This window comes from Chromobacterium subtsugae, from assembly GCF_035919665.1.
GTDB classification, from domain to species: Bacteria; Pseudomonadota; Gammaproteobacteria; order Burkholderiales; family Chromobacteriaceae; genus Chromobacterium; species Chromobacterium subtsugae.
The window spans coordinates 4,426,922-4,444,361 of record NZ_CP142381.1 but is presented as its reverse complement, the minus strand read 5'-3'; the positions used below and the strand labels follow the sequence as shown (position 1 = coordinate 4,444,361).

Below are 17,440 nucleotides of genomic sequence, written 5' to 3'. Positions count from 1 at the left end.
CGACGATGGCCACCCAATTCCTTCTCAGCGAGCAGCAACTGCAACACCTGGCCCCGCAAGTGCAGGCTTATCTGGCGGACCAGCTCGGGCTGGAGATCGGCAGCTTCGACGCCCGCTTCCTGCTGGATTTCCTGGCCGACAAGATGGGACGCGACATCTACAACAAGGCCTTGCAGGATGCGCAGACCGCGCTGGCGGCGCGCATGGAAACCCTGCAGGCGGCGATCTGGGAGCTGGAGCGCTAGCGCCGCCGTTTGACGGCGGCTGCCGGCCGCCGCCGATTGCGGTTACAATCATTCATCCTTCCCCCTGATGCCGTTGTGCCGATGCTCTATTTGCGTTTGATGATGAAAGGCTTTTTGCTGGCGGTGCTGCTGGTGGTGCTCGGTTTCGCCTACATCGCCTGGACCATCGTCGACTACGGCGACGGGGACGAGCAGAACGGCGCCGACGCGGCGCTGGTGCTGGGCGCCGCGGCCTGGGGCAACAAGCCGTCGCCGGTGTTCCGCGAGCGCATCAACCACGCGGTGAAGCTTTACCAGGGCGGCAAGGTGCGCTGGATCGTGTTCACCGGCGGCACGCCGCAGCCGGGCTATCCGTCCGAGGCCGATGTCGGCCGCGAGTTCGCCGCGCGCCAGGGCGTGCCGATGACGGCGATGCTGGTGGAGACCGAGTCGCGCACCACCTGGCAGAATCTGTCCAACGCCCGCGATCTGGGCCGCCAGTTTGGCATCCGCTCCTATCTGCTGGTCAGCGATCCGCTGCATATGCGCCGGGCGGTGCTGATGGCCGCTGATCTGGGCCTGCGCGCCTACCCGGCGCCCACCCAGTCCAGCCGTTTCCGCACGCTGTCCAGCTGGTCGCGCTTCCTGGCGCGCGAGACCTGGCTATACGTCGGTTATCGGGCGTTTCGCCAGTTGTCGTGAAGATTGTGGATAAAAGCGAATTTTGCCGATGGCTGTGGATAAGCCGGGTGGGCAAGAAAAAAGCCGGCGTCAGCCGGCTTTTTTTCTGGGCAGCGTCCGCGTTCAGGCGGCGTGCCACAGATCGATCAGCTCGCTGGCTTCCAGCGATTGCACCTCGGCGCGCGCCTGCAGCCAGGCGACCAGCTCGCCGCGCACCGCATCGGTGATTTGGCTGCCGCTCACCGGGAAGGCCACGCCTTCCAATCGGCTCTTGCCGTCGAAATGGCCGCCGAAGCTGATGCCGGCTTCGTCGAAGCGGGTCAGCCAGCCATCCAGCAGCGCGTCGGTGTCCACGCCTTCGCGCAGTTGGGCCACCAGGTGGAAACCCAGTTCGCGGAACTCGCCGACGCGCATTTTCTTGCGCTGGCGGTTGTTGAGGCGTTTCAGGCGTTGGACGGAGTTGGGATTGCGCGGGAAGGCCATGTTCGATCCTTATTTCTAAACAACCGGATGATAGCAGGGGGCGCGGCCAGTGTCTGGAAAAAGGAAGCGCGGGCGGCAGGACAGGCGGGTAAATTGACTGGACGGATATTCCGTCTTTATTCTTGGCAATGTTGCGATCATTTTACAAATCCACGGTTTAATTTACACTTAATTAATAAAATGTTGAATAACAAGCAAAACATTCTCGTTCTGTCCGTGATGGCTGCGCTGCTTTCCGCCTGCGGCGGCGGCGGCGGCGACTCCTCTTCTTCCACGACGTCCGGCAATCAGGTGGCGACGACCCTCAATCCGCCGCAGAAGGCCGCCGTCACTGGCGACCTGAGCTGCCAGGCCGGCGTTTGCGCGCTGCCTGCCAGCGCCAACGCGGATGCGGTCGGCAAGGTATACCAGCTGCAGAACAATACCGGCCAGGACATGCAGATCACCGTCAACGGCCCGCTGACAGCCCGCTGGGACGCGGTGATGACCCAGGTGGACAGCGATCCCCTCGGTTACGGCGGCAGCAGCGGCGCCGCGCGCGGCAACAATGCGGCGGCGGAGGCAGTGCTGGAACAGAAGATGCAGCAGTTCTACGCGCATGCGGCAAGCTACGGCGCCGTCGCCAGCCGGGCGCAGGCGCGGATGCGCCTGGAGAAACGCGTCCAGATCGCCGCGCGGAGTTACGCGCTCAACGATAGCCGTTCGTGGTATGACAGCATCGGCAGCCGCGCGTTGAACGCCACGATGAAGGCAAGCCAGGCGCTGCCGAATGGCGGAACCGTCTATGTCTGGGCGCAAAACGACGCGGCCGCGGTGACGCAGCAGCAGGCGGCTTTCCTGGCCGAGCGCTTCGCCAACAGCGTGTTCCCGATCGAGGCGGCGGTGATCAGCGAGCCGTGGGGCCCGGTGCATTCGACCTGGCAGGGCATCACCCTGGATGCCGGCACCAAGGATGTGCATCTGGTGCTGGCGCAGCTGAATCAGCCGGCCAACGCTTTCCAGGGCTTGCTGGGCTATGCGTACCCTCTCAACGCCATCCTGAAGTCCGCTGCGTCGGACCCCACTTGCGGCAGCGATTGCAGCGAGTTCGCCAACAGCAATGAAGCGCTGGTGACCTTCCTCAACGTGGACACGCTGGTGGCCGCCGACGATGGCCAGAGCTGGAGCCCGAGCGGCAAAGGCCCGGCGCTGACGCTGTCGACGCTGGGGCATGAGTACCAGCACTTGCTGTACAGCTACAATAAGCTGTTCCGCCGCATGGTGGGCTCCCCGCGCACCACGACTTGGGAGAACGAGCTGGCGGCGCAGACCATGGGCTACCTGGTGGCGGCCGATACCTATGGCGGCGGCCGCGGCGACAGCGCGACCTCGCATCCCGATTTGCGCTCGGGCGGCGACTTCAGCCAGTTCCTGAAGCAGCCGGCTTGCGATTTGAAGCGCTGGTCGGCGATGAGCGGCGACAGTTTCGGCACCACTTGCTATCCGAAAGCGCTGGCCACTGGCATGTTGATGCTGCATCAGTACGGCGCCGGCGTGATGAAGCCCTGGGTCACCGGCGCCAATGTCGGCGAGCGGGCGTTGGACGACGGCCTGGCGGCGGTAGGCGGCGGCGACTACGGCAGCCTGATGCAGCAGCTGTATACCAGCCTGGCGCTGGCGGACTTCTCCACCTGGCCTGCCGGCTACGGCTTCCCGGCCAAGCAGCTGGGCTTGCCAGCCAGCCGCTATTTCCCGGCCGGCAAGACCATCGCGCTGCCGCAGATCAACATTAACCCCAGCGAAGTCCAGCTGTCGGCAGACTCCGCTCAGGAAGCATACCGCTTGACCCTGGCGCCGGTAGCCGGCCAGGTGAGCATCACGGTGCCTGCCAACTCGCGTCTGAGCCTGGTGAAGCGATGAGACGGCTGTTGGCGGGCGTCTTGGCGGCCTGCGGCCTGCTGGCCTCGCTGGCCTCGCTGGGCATGGCCAAGGTGCCGTGGGAACACGGCAAGCTGGTCAGCGTCGGCAACGCGCCGTTCAACCAGCTGGCGATCCAGCGCAGCGACGGCGCCTTGCTGACCATACTGCCGAGCGATGAAACCGGCGCGCTGGATAAGCGCCAGCTGGCGCCGTTCGCGGCGCGCGCCGGCGACAAGGTGCGCTTTCGCGCGCTGCGCAGCGCGCAGAGCAAGCTGTCGGGCGAAATGGTGGTCTTGAGCCAGATGGAGCTGGAGCGCTAGCCGCGTTTCTGGCGGACCAGCCCGGCATCGGCGACGATGCCGGGCTTTTTTCATCGGCGCGCCGCCGGGGTGTGGACGGCGGCGGCGCGTCTCTGCAATATGGCTGTCTTCAGCCTGGACAGGAGCTTGCCGCATGCGGCTATACACCCAAGATGCTTTCCGCCCGATGCCGTGGGCCAATGGCGGCGGCCAGACCTGCGAATTGTTCCGGCTGCCGCACCCGCGCCGGCAGGACGCCTTCGCCGCGCGGCTGTCCATCGCCGATGTGGCGCGGGGCGGGCCGTTTTCGCATTTTCCCGGCGTCGACCGGCTGCTGGGCCTGCTGGAGGGCGAGGGCATGGAGCTGCGCTTGGACGATGGCCGCCTGTTGCGGCTGGCGCAGGCCGGCCAGGTGGCGGCCTTTCCCGGCGAGGCCGGGGTGGATTGCCGTCTGCTCGGCGGGCCGCTGCGCGATTGCAACCTGATGCTGGCGCGCGACTGGGGCCGGGGAGAGCTGGAGCGCTTGCAACTGCCGGCCGGCGGCGTGTTGCGGGCGCCGGCGGCCGACTTGACCCTACTGTATCTGCAACAAGGGGAATGGCATTGCGACGGAAGCGCATTGCCGCCGGGCTGCCTGCTGGCGGCCGAGGACGAAGCGATGGAGTTGCGCGCCAGCGGCGGCGGCGTCGCCTGGCTGGCGCGGGTCAGCCGGCTGGATTGAGGACGAAAAAAAGCCAACCGCGAGGTTGGCTTTCGGGCCGCGTCGGCACGGCGCTTACAGCCCCAGTTCGCTCCAGATGGCGTCGACGCGCTGGCGGGTGGCGGCGTCCATCACGATAGGGGTGCCCCATTCGCGATTGGTCTCGCCCGGCAGCTTGTTGGTGGCGTCCAGGCCCATTTTGCCGCCCAGGCCGGAAATCGGGCTGGCGAAGTCCAGGTAGTCGATCGGCGTGTTGTCGATCAGCGTGGTGTCGCGCACCGGGTCCATCCGGGTGGTGATCGCCCAGATCACTTCCTTCCAGTCGCGGGTGTCGACGTCGTCGTCCACCACCACGATGAACTTGGTGTACATGAACTGGCGCAGGAAGCTCCAGCAGCCCATCATCACCCGCTTGGCGTGGCCGGGGTACTGCTTCTTGATGCTGATGATGGCCATCCGGTAGCTGCAGCCTTCCGGCGGCAGGTAGAAATCGACGATCTCCGGAAACTGCTTTTGCAGGATGGGCACGAACACCTCGTTCAGCGCCACGCCCAGGATCGCCGGCTCGTCAGGCGGCTTGCCGGTGTAGGTGCTGTGGTAGATGGCATTCTCGCGCATCGTGATGCGGTCTATGGTCAGCACCGGGAAGCTGTCCTGCTCGTTGTAATAGCCGGTGTGGTCGCCGTACGGGCCTTCCATCGCCATATCGTTCGGGTGGATGTGGCCTTCCAGCACGATTTCGGCGCGCGCCGGCACTTGCAGGTAGGAGCCGATGCATTTGACCAGCTCGGTGCGGCTGCCGCGCAACAGGCCGGCGAACTGGTATTCGGACAGCGTGTCCGGCACCGGCGTCACCGCGCCCAGTATCGTCGCCGGATCGCAGCCCAGCACCACCGCCACCGGGTAAGGCTGGTCCGGGTTCTGCTGGCGGAATTCGCGGTAGTCCAGCGCGCCGCCGCGGTGGGCCAGCCAGCGCATGATCACGCGGTTCTTGCCTATCACCTGCTGGCGGTAGATGCCCAGGTTCTGCCGTTTCTTGTTCGGGCCGCGGGTGACGGTGAGGCCCCAGGTGATCAAGGGCGCGACGTCGCCGGGCCAGCAGTGCTGGATCGGCAGCTTTCCCAGATCGACCGCGTCGCCTTCCCAGACGATGTCCTGGCACGGCGCCTTTTTCACTTCCTTCGGCGCCATCGACAATACCTGCTTCAACAACGGCAGCTTGTCCCAGGCGTCTTTCAGGCCCTTCGGCGGCTCCGGCTCTTTCAGGTAGGCCAGCGTTTTGCCTATCTCCCTGAGCTGCATCACCTCGCTGGCGCCCATGCCCATCGCCACGCGCTCCGGCGTGCCGAACAGATTGGCCAGCACCGGGAAGTCATAGCCCCGGTCCGGGCTGCGCGGCTGTTCGAACAGCAGCGCGGGGCCGCCGGCCTTCAGCACGCGGTCGCCGATTTCCGTCATTTCCAGATGAGGGGATACCGGCGAGGCGATGCGCTTCAGCAGCTGTTTTTGTTCAAGTTGGGCGATGAATTCCCGTAGATCGGCATATTTCATGATTTTTTCATGATCTGGCGCAAAGTGTGGAAGAGGGGGCTTGGATAATCTGCCTTCGAACGCCGCACGCTACTGCCGGCAGGGTTCGCTGTCAACGCCGGCAGGCCGCACGGCTGTTTTTTCAGCCCCATTGGAGAACAGAAAATGAAGAAGCTCGCTCTCGCCGCCGCGATCGGCATGATTTCCGCCAGCGCTTTTGCCGCCCAGGGCGACATTCTGGCCCGCTTCCGCGTGATCGACGTGGACCCGTCCGCCAGCTGGAGCAACGGCGCGGCCGGCACCCATGTGGACGCCAAATCGTCCGCCGCGCCGGAGCTGGATTTCACCTATATGATCACCAACAATATCGGCGCCGAGCTGATCCTGGGCACTTCGCGCCACAAGATCACCAATAACGGCGTCGATATCGGCAAGGTGTCGGTGCTGCCGCCGACCGTGACCGTGCAATACCACTTCGCGCCGGAAGCGACTTTCCGTCCGTACGTCGGCGCCGGCCTCAACTACACCCGTTTCTACAATGACGGGCTGGCCAACGGCGCGATCACCGTGAAGAAGAACAGCTTCGGCCCGGCGCTGCAAGCCGGCGCGGACATCGCGATCAACAAGAGCTGGTTCGTCAACTTCGACGTGAAGAAGCTGTGGGTGCAGACCGACGTCAGCGCCGGCAACGTCAAGCTGGGCACGCTGCATGTCGACCCGTGGGTGTTCGGCGTGGGTGTAGGCACCAAGTTCTGAACGAGACGTTCCATCGTGCAAAAAGGCGCCGCGAGGCGCCTTTTTCTTTTGCCGGCGGTCGGGATTCCGGCATTTGATGGCTTTGGCATGGCGCTGGCGATGACCGCCGCGCTTGATGCCGTCATAATGCGGCAAAAGGTGAATTTTTCCCGGCGGCGGCGGTCGATCCTGCAGGGCGCGAGGGCAGCAGCCTGCGCCAAAGCGCGGCTATCGCGCCATGCCATGGCGCCGAAGGCCGCCGCAAAAGCAGCTTTCGGCGCCGGAAAAGCCGTGCTGGGACAAGCTTGTTGTCAAAATACATCATTTGCAACAATGACAGTCCTGATATTTTTCACCGCGCCAGCCCTTGTCCATAAACGTTTTTTTCATTGAAAAGAGCAACTTATCCAGATGGCTTGCCAGCTTGGCGCGGCTAGGTGGGAAAATGCGCTGAGGTCTTGAATTTACAAGGGATTTCAGCGGACCCGGAAATTGTTTTTTTGTTAAACTGGCGCCCTTTTTCGTGGTGGGGAAGATCAATGGCTCTCCTTGAAATCAAAAACGTGGTCAAACGCTTCGGCGACTACACGGCGGTCAACGACGTCAGCCTGTCGGTCCAGGCGGGCGAGTTCTTCACCCTGCTGGGGCCGTCCGGTTGCGGCAAGACCACCTTGCTGCGCATGCTGGCCGGCTTCGAACAGCCGGACGCCGGCCAGATTCTGCTGGATGGCCAGGACATGTCGCAGGTGGCGCCGGAGAAGCGCCCGGTGCATACCGTGTTCCAGAGCTACGCGCTGTTCCCGCACATGACGGTGCGCGAGAACATCGCCTTCCCCTTGAAAATGGCCAAGTGGGACAAGGCGAAGATCGAGGCGCAAGTGGACAAGCTTCTGGCCGACGTGCGCCTGACGCCGTTCGGCAGCCGCTACCCGCACGAAATGTCCGGCGGCCAGCGCCAGCGCGTGGCCATCGCCCGCGCGCTGGTGGACCGCCCGCGCCTGCTGCTGCTGGATGAGCCGCTGTCGGCGCTCGACGCCAAGCTGCGCGAGGAGATGCAGATCGAACTGATCAATCTGCAGAAGGAAGTGGGCATCACCTTCGTCTACGTCACTCATGACCAGGGCGAGGCGCTGGCGCTGTCGCACCGCATCGCGGTGATGAGCCACGGCCAGGTGGAGCAATTGGATGCGCCGGAGCAGCTGTACAGCTACCCGAAGAATCGTTTCGTCGCCGACTTCCTCGGCCAGTGCAATGTGCTGGAGTCCACGGTCAAGTCGCTGGACGGCGGCGCGATGACGGTGGACATCAAGGGCTGCGGCGAGGTGAAGTGCCTGGCGGTCGACGGCGTCAAGCCCGGCCAGCAGGGCTGGCTGGCGCTGCGGCCGGAGAAGGTGCGGCTGGACAAGTCGCTGGCCGCGCAGCCGGACGAGGCGCATCTGAAGGGCCGCGTGCATGATTGCCTGTACCTGGGCGACGTCACCCTCTACGTGGTGGAAGTGGCCGACGGCGTGCGTATCGAGGCGATGCAGGCCAACAACATCCCCGGCGTCGCCAAGTTCTTCGACGACGGCGACATCGTCGAAATCGCCTGGCGCTTCGACGCCGGCAGCTTCCTGACGGAGTAAGCGATGGCCATCCGTGATCGTTTCGGCAAGTGGGCGCTATCCTGGCCCCCCTTGCTGTACTTGGTATTGTTCTTTCTGATTCCGTCGCTGATCATGCTGGTGGCCGCTTTCCGCCAGCCCGGCGACTACGGCGGCCTGGCGCCCCTGTTCACCATCGAGGACGGCCAGCGTGTCTGGCAGCTGACGCTGGACAACTTCCACCGCCTGGTGGAGGAGCCGCTGTACCTGGAGCTGTTCGTCAAATCGGCCGGCTACGCCGCCATCACCACCGCGGTGTGCCTGGTGATGGCTTATCCGCTGGCCTGGCTGATCGCGCGCTCCGGCAAGAAATACCGCGACCTGATGCTGCTGCTGGTGATCCTGCCGTTCTGGTCCAACTTCCTGATCCGCATCTACGCCTGGATGATCATCCTCGGCCCGCAGTCGGCGTTCACCAAGGCGCTGAACCTGGTGCTCACTTCGCTGGGCTTCGAGCCGGTGCGCTTGCTGTTCACCTCGTTCGCGGTGATCGTCGGCCTGGTCTACGTGCATCTGCCCTTCATGGTGCTGCCGCTGTACGCCAATCTGGAAAAGCACGACATGGCGCTGCTGGACGCCGCGCAGGACCTGGGCGCCAACGCCTGGCAGCGCTTCTGGCGCGTCACCTGGCCGCAGTCGCTGCCCGGCGTGTTCGCCGGCTCGGCGCTGGTGTTCATTCCGGCGCTGGGCATGTTCGCCATCCCGGACATCCTGGGCGGCACCGAATCCATCATGATAGGCAACCTGATCAAGCAGCAGATTCTGGATACCCGCGACTGGCCGTTCGGCTCGGTGCTGTCGATCATGCTGACCGGCGGCGTGCTGCTGATCGCCGCCTTGGGGGCCGTGGTGGCCAGAAGGGGGAAGGGCCGTGGCTAAGAAACAATCGAAGTGGCTGTGGGCGTCGGCTATCGTCACCTACCTGTTCCTGTACCTGCCGCTGGTGATCGTGGTGCTGTACTCGTTCAACGATTCGCGCCTGAACGCCGAGTGGGTGGGCTTCACGCTGAAGTGGTACGACAAGCTGTTCCATAACCAGAAAATGTTGACCGCCGCCGGCAACTCGCTGCTGATCGGCGTCATCGCCAGCTTCTTCGCCACCATTCTGGGCACGCTGGCCGGCGTCGCGCTGCATCGCTACAAGCTGAGGCTGCTGCCCTTCCTGGTGCTGACGCCGATCGCCATCCCCGAATTGCTGATGGGCGTGTCGCTGGTGATTTTCTTCGTCATCGTCAACCAGCTGATCGGCATTCTGGAGCTGGGCTTCATCACTATCCTGCTGTCGCACATCGCCTTCTGCATCGGCTTTGTCGCCATCGTGGTGCGTGCGCGGATGCAGGGCATGGACGACAGCCTGGTGGAGGCGGCGCGCGATCTGGGCGCCCCCCCGTTCCAGGCTTTCCGCCTGATCACGCTGCCGGTGATCAAGCCCGGCATCATCGCCGGCGCCTTGATGGCGTTCACGCTGTCGATCGACGACTTCGTGATCACCTTCTTCACCGCCGGCGCCGGCGCCAGCATGCTGCCGCTGGAGATCTACTCGATGATCAAGATCGCGGTGACGCCGGAAGTGAACGCGGTATCCAGCTTGCTGATGCTGCTGACGCTGGCGCTGATCGTCATCGCCTCCCGGGTGTCGCCCAGCGCGCTGCGCGCCAACGGCTGAGACGCGGGGCAAGACGGGGTTGGGCAGTCCAGAGGGGCGCTGCCCGGTCTTTCTCGTAGTACCACCATGCTGTGCAATACAAAGGAAGCAAAATATGAAGAAGATTCTCGCGATGCTGGCGCTGGCGGCCTCCACCCAGGCGTTCGCCGCCGATGAGCTGCATCTCTATAACTGGAACAACTATTTGTCCGAAGCGGCAGCCAAAAACTTTGAAGCCTACTGCAAGTGCAAGCTGGTGCAGGACTACTACGGCGACAACGAAGAAATGCTGGCCAAGCTGGCCGCCGGCGCCAAGGGCTACGACATGGTGGTGCCCACCGGCTTCGCGGTGGACGCGCTGATCAAGCAGGGCAAGGCCCAGCCGCTGGACAAGACGCAGCTGCCCAACTTCAAGAACCTGAACCCGGGCTATCTGAACAGCTTCTTCGACAAGGGCAACAAGTACTCCGCCCCGTACGCGTTCACCACCACCCTGATCGGCTACAACGAAACCAAGCTGAAGCAGCTGGGCCTGGGCGACAAGGTCAACACCTGGGCGCTGATCTTCGATCCGGCGCTGCTGGCCAAGATCAAGGGCAAGGTCACCGTGCTGGATTCACAGCGCGAGCTGGTGTCCGCGGCGCTGATGTACCTGGGCAAGCCGGCCAACTCCACCAATCCGGCGGACTGGAAAGCCGCGCGCGACGTGATCCTGAAGGCCAAGCCGTACTGGGCCGCCTTCAACAACCAGTCGTACATCAAGGAGCTGACTGTCGGCAACATCTACGTCGCCTTCGGCTACTCCAACGATATGTTCCAGGCGCAGCAGGACGCCAAGAAGGCCAAGCGCAACTTCGCGCTGAACTTCAGCCTGCAAAAAGAGGGCAACACGCTGTCGCTGGATAACTTCGTGGTGCTGAAGGACGCGCCGCGCAAGGACCTGGCCTACAAGTTCATCAACTTCATGTTGGACGGCAAGAACGCCGCCGGCCTGACCAACGAGCTGGGCAACGGCAACCCCAACGCCGCCGCCGGCAAGTTCGTCAAGACCGAGCTGACCAAGATCCCGGCCATCTTCCCGAGCGCCACCGATCTGCCGCGCCTGCAGCAGCTGCATGACCTGAACGCCAAGGACCGCCGCGAACTGAACAAGGTGTGGTCGGAGATCAAGCTGAAATAAGCTTACTCTATCGTGTGGCGCCAAAAGAAAAGGCCGGGAATCCCCGGCCTTTTTCGCGTCCGCATCTATATAGAGCGTTTCAGCCCAATTGCAGCCGCTTCAACTGGCTGATGCGCTCGATGCGGAAATCGACATGCGCCGGCCGGCGCGGCTCCTTGCTGACCCAGATCGTCGTCATGCCCAATTCCTTGGCGGTCAGCAGATTGGGCAGCGAATCCTCCACCATGATGCAATGCTCGGCGCGCAGCCCCTCGCGGGCCAGCACCGTATGGAAAGCGTCTACATGAGGCTTGGGCACGTAATTGAGATTGTCGACGCCGTATACCGATTCGAAATGATGGCGAATGCTCATTCGCTGCAAAATGCCTTCCACGTAATGGTTGGGGCCGTTGGACAGGATGATCTTGCGGCCGGGCAGCGCCGTCAGGCTGTCGGCCAGCCGGTCTTCAAACTGCAGCCATTGAGCCAGCACATCCACCGGGTGGGTATCCACCAGGAACTGCTGCGGGTCGATGCCGTGGTGGGTAGTCAGCCCGTGCATGGTGGCGCCGTACTGCGCCCAGTAGCGCGAGCGCAGCGCGCAGGCTTCTTCTTCGCCCACGCCGAGGTGGCGCATCATGTATTCGGTCATCAGCTTGTTGATGTGGTCGAAGATGCCGCCGCTGGCGTGGTGCAAGGTGTCGTCGAGATCGAAAATCCAGGTTTTATGGTTCACGTTGGGACTGCATGCGGTGATGAAGGTGGGACGCAGATTATCCATTCCCGGCGGCTCGGGGGCCAGAGGGAGACTTTTTGCGGCCTGCTGAAGTTATGGTTTTGTTACATATCAGCCACTTAGCGATTTCCGCCGAAAATCTTTCAATTTTTGTCGCGAAAGGTGTTGACGGGTGCGGGTCCCGGGCGTATAGTTCGCCTCCTCAGCTGACGCAGCGAACGAAACAGCGGAAACGAAACGGTTCCGCTGATGGCGACGCAGCGATCGGCATCGCTCTTTAACAGACAGAATAACCGATAGGTGTAAGTGTTTGGCGAAAGCCAAAAACTTGCACTGCAAGAGACAAGAGATACTTGTTTATTTCTTTGAACTTGCGTGCCAGAAAATTTGCTATGAGATTGAACTGAAGAGTTTGATCCTGGCTCAGATTGAACGCTGGCGGCATGCTTTACACATGCAAGTCGAACGGTAACAGGGTGCTTGCACCGCTGACGAGTGGCGAACGGGTGAGTAACGCATCGGAATGTACCGTGTAATGGGGGATAGCTCGGCGAAAGCCGGATTAATACCGCATACGCCCTGAGGGGGAAAGTGGGGGACCGTAAGGCCTCACGTTATACGAGCAGCCGATGTCTGATTAGCTAGTTGGTGAGGTAAGAGCTCACCAAGGCGACGATCAGTAGCGGGTCTGAGAGGATGATCCGCCACACTGGGACTGAGACACGGCCCAGACTCCTACGGGAGGCAGCAGTGGGGAATTTTGGACAATGGGCGCAAGCCTGATCCAGCCATGCCGCGTGTCTGAAGAAGGCCTTCGGGTTGTAAAGGACTTTTGTTCGGGAGGAAATCCCGCTGGTTAATACCTGGCGGGGATGACAGTACCGGAAGAATAAGCACCGGCTAACTACGTGCCAGCAGCCGCGGTAATACGTAGGGTGCAAGCGTTAATCGGAATTACTGGGCGTAAAGCGTGCGCAGGCGGTTTTGCAAGTCTGATGTGAAAGCCCCGGGCTCAACCTGGGAACGGCATTGGAGACTGCAAGACTAGAGTGCGTCAGAGGGGGGTAGAATTCCGCGTGTAGCAGTGAAATGCGTAGAGATGCGGAGGAATACCGATGGCGAAGGCAGCCCCCTGGGATGACACTGACGCTCATGCACGAAAGCGTGGGGAGCAAACAGGATTAGATACCCTGGTAGTCCACGCCCTAAACGATGTCAATTAGCTGTTGGGGGTTTGAATCCTTGGTAGCGTAGCTAACGCGTGAAATTGACCGCCTGGGGAGTACGGCCGCAAGGTTAAAACTCAAAGGAATTGACGGGGACCCGCACAAGCGGTGGATGATGTGGATTAATTCGATGCAACGCGAAAAACCTTACCTGCTCTTGACATGTACGGAACTTGGTAGAGATATCTTGGTGCCCGAAAGGGAGCCGTAACACAGGTGCTGCATGGCTGTCGTCAGCTCGTGTCGTGAGATGTTGGGTTAAGTCCCGCAACGAGCGCAACCCTTGTCATTAGTTGCCATCATTTAGTTGGGCACTCTAATGAGACTGCCGGTGACAAACCGGAGGAAGGTGGGGATGACGTCAAGTCCTCATGGCCCTTATGAGCAGGGCTTCACACGTCATACAATGGTCGGTACAGAGGGTCGCTAAGCCGCGAGGTGGTGCCAATCTCATAAAACCGATCGTAGTCCGGATCGCACTCTGCAACTCGAGTGCGTGAAGTCGGAATCGCTAGTAATCGCAGATCAGCATGCTGCGGTGAATACGTTCCCGGGTCTTGTACACACCGCCCGTCACACCATGGGAGTGAGTTTCACCAGAAGTGGGTAGGCTAACCGCAAGGAGGCCGCTTACCACGGTGGGATTCATGACTGGGGTGAAGTCGTAACAAGGTAGCCGTAGGGGAACCTGCGGCTGGATCACCTCCTTTCTAGAGAAGGCGATCGCCAAGCACTTACAGCCTATCGGTTATTCGCGTTAAGGGCAGCTGGATCGAAGAGATTCAGTGCTGAGAAGTTGACTGGGTTTGTAGCTCAGCTGGTTAGAGCACTGTGTTGATAACGCAGGGGTCGTAGGTTCGAGTCCTACCAGACCCACCAGTTGGGGGATTAGCTCAGTTGGGAGAGCACCTGCTTTGCAAGCAGGGGGTCGTCGGTTCGATCCCGTCATCCTCCACCACTTACAGTGCAAACAAAAACGAACTTGATCGAGTTTGATTCTGTTTGCGTTGTTCGCGTGCAGCGAAAGCTGCTCAGCAATACGCCCGATCTTTAACAAACTGAAGAAGCCGAATATATTAAGACGGCGAAACAAACAGCGAGAGTTAAGTCTTTCGTTGAATGAATCGTCATCTTGGGTATTTGATTGTATCAAAGGCTGCGTCGCCATATCAAAAGGGGCGGTGCAGTCGTCGCACAAACACACTTGTTGTTTTAGTGGCTTAGGCTGCTGAAATGATAGGGTCAAGCGACTAAGTGCATCTGGTGGATGCCTTGGCGATCACAGGCGATGAAGGACGTGTAAGCCTGCGAAAAGCGCGGGGGAGCTGGCAATAGAGCTTTGATCCCGCGATATCCGAATGGGGAAACCCGGCCCTTAGGGGTCATCCCTGACTGAATACATAGGTCAGAGGAAGCGAACTCAGCGAACTGAAACATCTAAGTAGCTGAAGGAAAAGAAATCAACCGAGATTCCGTAAGTAGTGGCGAGCGAACGCGGAACAGCCTGTATGTGATAGAGATTGCGTTAGTGGAAGGTTCATGGAAAGGACCGCCGTAGTGGGTGATAGCCCCGTACACGAAAACGCATTCTTGGTACTAAGCATACGAGAAGTAGGGCGGGACACGCGAAATCCTGTCTGAATATGGGGGGACCATCCTCCAAGGCTAAATACTCGTGATCGACCGATAGTGAACCAGTACCGTGAGGGAAAGGCGAAAAGAACCCCGGGAGGGGAGTGAAATAGAACCTGAAACCGGATGCATACAAACAGTGGGAGCGGACTTGTTCCGTGACTGCGTACCTTTTGTATAATGGGTCAGCGACTTACGTTCAGTAGCAAGCTTAACCGAATAGGGGAGGCGTAGGGAAACCGAGTCCGAATAGGGCGCTTTAGTTGCTGGGCGTAGACCCGAAACCGAGTGATCTATCCATGGCCAGGATGAAGGTGCGGTAACACGCACTGGAGGTCCGAACCCACTAGTGTTGCAAAACTAGGGGATGAGCTGTGGATAGGGGTGAAAGGCTAAACAAACTCGGAGATAGCTGGTTCTCCCCGAAAACTATTTAGGTAGTGCCTCATGTATCACTTCCGGGGGTAAAGCACTGTTATGGCTAGGGGGTCATTGCGATTTACCAAACCATGGCAAACTCTGAATACCGGAAAGTGCAAGCATGGGAGACAGACGGTGGGTGCTAACGTCCATCGTCAAGAGGGAAACAACCCAGACCGCCAGCTAAGGTCCCAAATGATCAGTTAAGTGGTAAACGAAGTGGGAAGGCATAGACAGCCAGGATGTTGGCTTAGAAGCAGCCATCATTTAAAGAAAGCGTAATAGCTCACTGGTCGAGTCGTCCTGCGCGGAAGATGTAACGGGGCTCAAACTGATAACCGAAGCTGCGGATGGGCGCGTAAGCGTCCGTGGTAGGGGAGCGTTCTGTAGGTCTGTGAAGGTGTCTCGTAAGGGATGCTGGAGATATCAGAAGTGCGAATGCTGACATGAGTAGCGATAAAGCGGGTGAAAAGCCCGCTCGCCGAAAGCCCAAGGTTTCCTACGCAACGTTCATCGGCGTAGGGTGAGTCGGCCCCTAAGGCGAGGCTGAAAAGCGTAGTCGATGGGAAACGGGTTAAAATTCCCGTACTTTTGTGCAGTGCGATGTGGGGACGGAGAAGGTTAGGTCAGCAGACTGTTGGAATAGTCTGTTCAAGCCGGTAGGCGTGAAGAGTAGGCAAATCCGCTCTTCTTTAACGCCGAGACGTGATAACGAGGGTCTACGGACCTGAAGTGACTGATACCACGCTTCCAGGAAAAGCCACTAAGCTTCAGCTGCACAAGAACCGTACCGCAAACCGACACAGGTGGGCAGGATGAGAATTCTAAGGCGCTTGAGAGAACTCAGGAGAAGGAACTCGGCAAATTGATACCGTAACTTCGGGAGAAGGTATGCCTGTTGAGGTGTAGGACTTCGCGTCCGAAGCTTTGACAGGTCGCAGAGAATCGGTGGCTGCGACTGTTTAACAAAAACACAGCACTGTGCCAACACGAAAGTGGACGTATACGGTGTGACGCCTGCCCGGTGCTGGAAGGTTAAGTGATGGGGTGCAAGCTCTTGATCGAAGCCCCAGTAAACGGCGGCCGTAACTATAACGGTCCTAAGGTAGCGAAATTCCTTGTCGGGTAAGTTCCGACCCGCACGAATGGCGTAACGATGGCCACACTGTCTCCTCCTGAGACTCAGCGAAGTTGAAGTGTTTGTGAAGATGCAATCTACCCGCTGCTAGACGGAAAGACCCCGTGAACCTTTACTGTAGCTTTGCATTGGACTTTGAAGTGGTTTGTGTAGGATAGGTGGGAGGCTTTGAAGCCAGGACGCTAGTTCTGGTGGAGCCGACCTTGAAATACCACCCTGACCCCTTTGAGGTTCTAACCTTGGTCCGTGATCCGGATTGGGGACAGTGCATGGTAGGCAGTTTGACTGGGGCGGTCTCCTCCCAAAGTGTAACGGAGGAGTTCGAAGGTTACCTAGGTACGGTCGGAAATCGTGCTGATAGTGCAATGGCAAAAGGTAGCTTAACTGCGAGACCGACAAGTCGAGCAGGTGCGAAAGCAGGACATAGTGATCCGGTGGTTCTGAATGGAAGGGCCATCGCTCAACGGATAAAAGGTACTCCGGGGATAACAGGCTGATACCGCCCAAGAGTTCACATCGACGGCGGTGTTTGGCACCTCGATGTCGGCTCATCACATCCTGGGGCTGTAGCCGGTCCCAAGGGTATGGCTGTTCGCCATTTAAAGTGGTACGTGAGCTGGGTTCAAAACGTCGTGAGACAGTTTGGTCCCTATCTGCAGTGGGCGTTGGAAGTTTGACGGGGGCTGCTCCTAGTACGAGAGGACCGGAGTGGACGAACCTCTGGTGTACCGGTTGTCACGCCAGTGGCATCGCCGGGTAGCTAAGTTCGGAAGAGATAACCGCTGAAAGCATCTAAGCGGGAAACTTGCCTGAAGATGAGACTTCCCTGGAGGCTTGACCTCCCTGAAGAGTCGTTCGAGACCAGGACGTTGATAGGTCGGGTGTGGAAGCGCTGTGAGGCGTGAAGCTAACCGATACTAATTGCTCGTGAGGCTTGATCCTATCATTTGAGTGGCTTGGGAAACTGAGACACAAGAGAGTGGATGTGCGACGTACGTCAAATACCGAATATATGCGAATCTGTCTGAGAGACGGGTTCGGGCTTCTTTAAGTTTGTACAGTTTATGTCTGGTGGCCATAGCGAGGTGGTCCCACGCCTTCCCATCCCGAACAGGACCGTGAAACGCCTTAGCGCCGATGATAGTGTGGCATTCGCCATGTGAAAGTAGGACACCGCCAGACGCCCCATACAGAACCCCAGCTCGATGAGCTGGGGTTTCTGCGTTTCTGCCCCGCCCGCCGGGCGGCGCCGTTTCGGCCTTGCCGCCCCCTCCCCGAACCCGCGCGGCG

General features: G+C 60.2%; 14 protein-coding genes, 2 tRNA genes and 3 rRNA genes. 16 read left to right on the top strand and 3 right to left on the bottom strand.

Features of this window, described 5'->3' with window-relative positions; all coding sequences use genetic code 11:
• The first annotated feature begins 5 nt into the window (after positions 1 to 5).
• A complete protein-coding gene (locus U6115_RS21170; protein ID WP_043579552.1) occupies positions 6 to 245 on the top strand; it encodes a DUF2164 domain-containing protein in 240 nt (79 codons plus the stop codon).
• Positions 246 to 326: 81 nt separating this feature from the next.
• The gene (locus tag U6115_RS21165; protein ID WP_043579503.1) at positions 327 to 926 is read left to right on the top strand and encodes a YdcF family protein; all 600 of its coding nucleotides are present in this window, start codon (positions 327 to 329) and stop codon (positions 924 to 926) included.
• Between the two features lie 102 nt (positions 927 to 1,028).
• Here U6115_RS21165 and U6115_RS21160 read toward each other — a convergent pair whose 3' ends face one another.
• Entirely contained in the window at positions 1,029 to 1,388 is a 360-nt protein-coding gene (locus U6115_RS21160; protein WP_043579506.1) for a YggL family protein, read from the bottom strand.
• A 219-nt stretch (positions 1,389 to 1,607) separates the two neighbouring features.
• Between U6115_RS21160 and U6115_RS21155 the strand changes: the two genes are divergently transcribed.
• From U6115_RS21155 to U6115_RS21145, 3 genes are all read left to right on the top strand, one after another.
• Positions 1,608 to 3,287: a M30 family zinc metallopeptidase gene (locus tag U6115_RS21155; protein ID WP_047244248.1), complete on the top strand. Its 1,680-nt coding sequence runs from the start codon at positions 1,608 to 1,610 to the stop codon at positions 3,285 to 3,287.
• Entirely contained in the window at positions 3,284 to 3,607 is a 324-nt protein-coding gene (locus U6115_RS21150; RefSeq protein ID WP_146008419.1) for a hypothetical protein, read from the top strand. Before U6115_RS21155 ends, U6115_RS21150 begins: the two co-directional genes overlap by 4 nt.
• A 133-nt stretch (positions 3,608 to 3,740) precedes the next feature.
• Complete coding sequence (locus U6115_RS21145) at positions 3,741 to 4,307, top strand: HutD/Ves family protein (RefSeq protein ID WP_052258325.1); 567 nt, start codon at positions 3,741 to 3,743, stop codon at positions 4,305 to 4,307.
• A gap of 54 nt (positions 4,308 to 4,361) precedes the next feature.
• On the opposite strand, the gene ubiD is transcribed toward U6115_RS21145, so the two are convergent.
• Positions 4,362 to 5,837, bottom strand: coding sequence for a 4-hydroxy-3-polyprenylbenzoate decarboxylase (gene ubiD, locus U6115_RS21140; protein WP_043579512.1), 1,476 nt, complete (start codon positions 5,835 to 5,837; stop codon positions 4,362 to 4,364).
• Positions 5,838 to 5,981: 144 nt separating this feature from the next.
• On the opposite strand from ubiD, the gene U6115_RS21135 reads away from it, so the two are divergent.
• From U6115_RS21135 to U6115_RS21110, 6 genes are all read left to right on the top strand, one after another.
• Complete coding sequence (locus tag U6115_RS21135; protein WP_043579514.1) at positions 5,982 to 6,572, top strand: OmpW/AlkL family protein; 591 nt, start codon at positions 5,982 to 5,984, stop codon at positions 6,570 to 6,572.
• A 15-nt stretch (positions 6,573 to 6,587) separates the two neighbouring features.
• Positions 6,588 to 6,944 (top strand): hypothetical protein, encoded by a 357-nt coding sequence (locus U6115_RS21130; RefSeq protein WP_146008420.1) that lies wholly within the window; start codon positions 6,588 to 6,590, stop codon positions 6,942 to 6,944.
• 146 nt (positions 6,945 to 7,090) lie between these two features.
• Entirely contained in the window at positions 7,091 to 8,176 is a 1,086-nt protein-coding gene (locus U6115_RS21125) for an ABC transporter ATP-binding protein (RefSeq protein ID WP_043579516.1), read from the top strand.
• 3 nt (positions 8,177 to 8,179) lie between these two features.
• Positions 8,180 to 9,073, top strand: coding sequence for an ABC transporter permease (locus tag U6115_RS21120; protein WP_172670362.1), 894 nt, complete (start codon positions 8,180 to 8,182; stop codon positions 9,071 to 9,073).
• Complete coding sequence (locus tag U6115_RS21115) at positions 9,066 to 9,860, top strand: ABC transporter permease (protein ID WP_043579518.1); 795 nt, start codon at positions 9,066 to 9,068, stop codon at positions 9,858 to 9,860. Before U6115_RS21120 ends, U6115_RS21115 begins: the two co-directional genes overlap by 8 nt.
• Positions 9,861 to 9,954: 94 nt before the next feature.
• Entirely contained in the window at positions 9,955 to 11,019 is a 1,065-nt protein-coding gene (locus U6115_RS21110) for an ABC transporter substrate-binding protein (RefSeq protein WP_043579519.1), read from the top strand.
• A gap of 79 nt (positions 11,020 to 11,098) precedes the next feature.
• On the opposite strand, the gene U6115_RS21105 is transcribed toward U6115_RS21110, so the two are convergent.
• Positions 11,099 to 11,779, bottom strand: coding sequence for a pyrimidine 5'-nucleotidase (locus U6115_RS21105; protein ID WP_047236487.1), 681 nt, complete (start codon positions 11,777 to 11,779; stop codon positions 11,099 to 11,101).
• Positions 11,780 to 12,134: 355 nt separating this feature from the next.
• Here U6115_RS21105 and U6115_RS21100 point away from each other — a divergent pair.
• From U6115_RS21100 to rrf, 5 genes are all read left to right on the top strand, one after another.
• Positions 12,135 to 13,670: ribosomal RNA gene (locus U6115_RS21100) — 16S ribosomal RNA — on the top strand.
• A gap of 92 nt (positions 13,671 to 13,762) precedes the next feature.
• Positions 13,763 to 13,839, top strand: a tRNA-Ile gene (locus U6115_RS21095).
• 3 nt (positions 13,840 to 13,842) lie between these two features.
• Positions 13,843 to 13,918: transfer RNA gene (locus U6115_RS21090), tRNA-Ala, on the top strand.
• Between the two features lie 282 nt (positions 13,919 to 14,200).
• A 23S ribosomal RNA gene (locus tag U6115_RS21085) occupies positions 14,201 to 17,092 on the top strand.
• Positions 17,093 to 17,217: 125 nt separating this feature from the next.
• Positions 17,218 to 17,332: ribosomal RNA gene (rrf, locus tag U6115_RS21080) — 5S ribosomal RNA — on the top strand.
• The 16S, 23S and 5S rRNA genes sit together here with 2 tRNA genes alongside, the layout of an rRNA operon.
• Positions 17,333 to 17,440 lie beyond the last annotated feature (108 nt).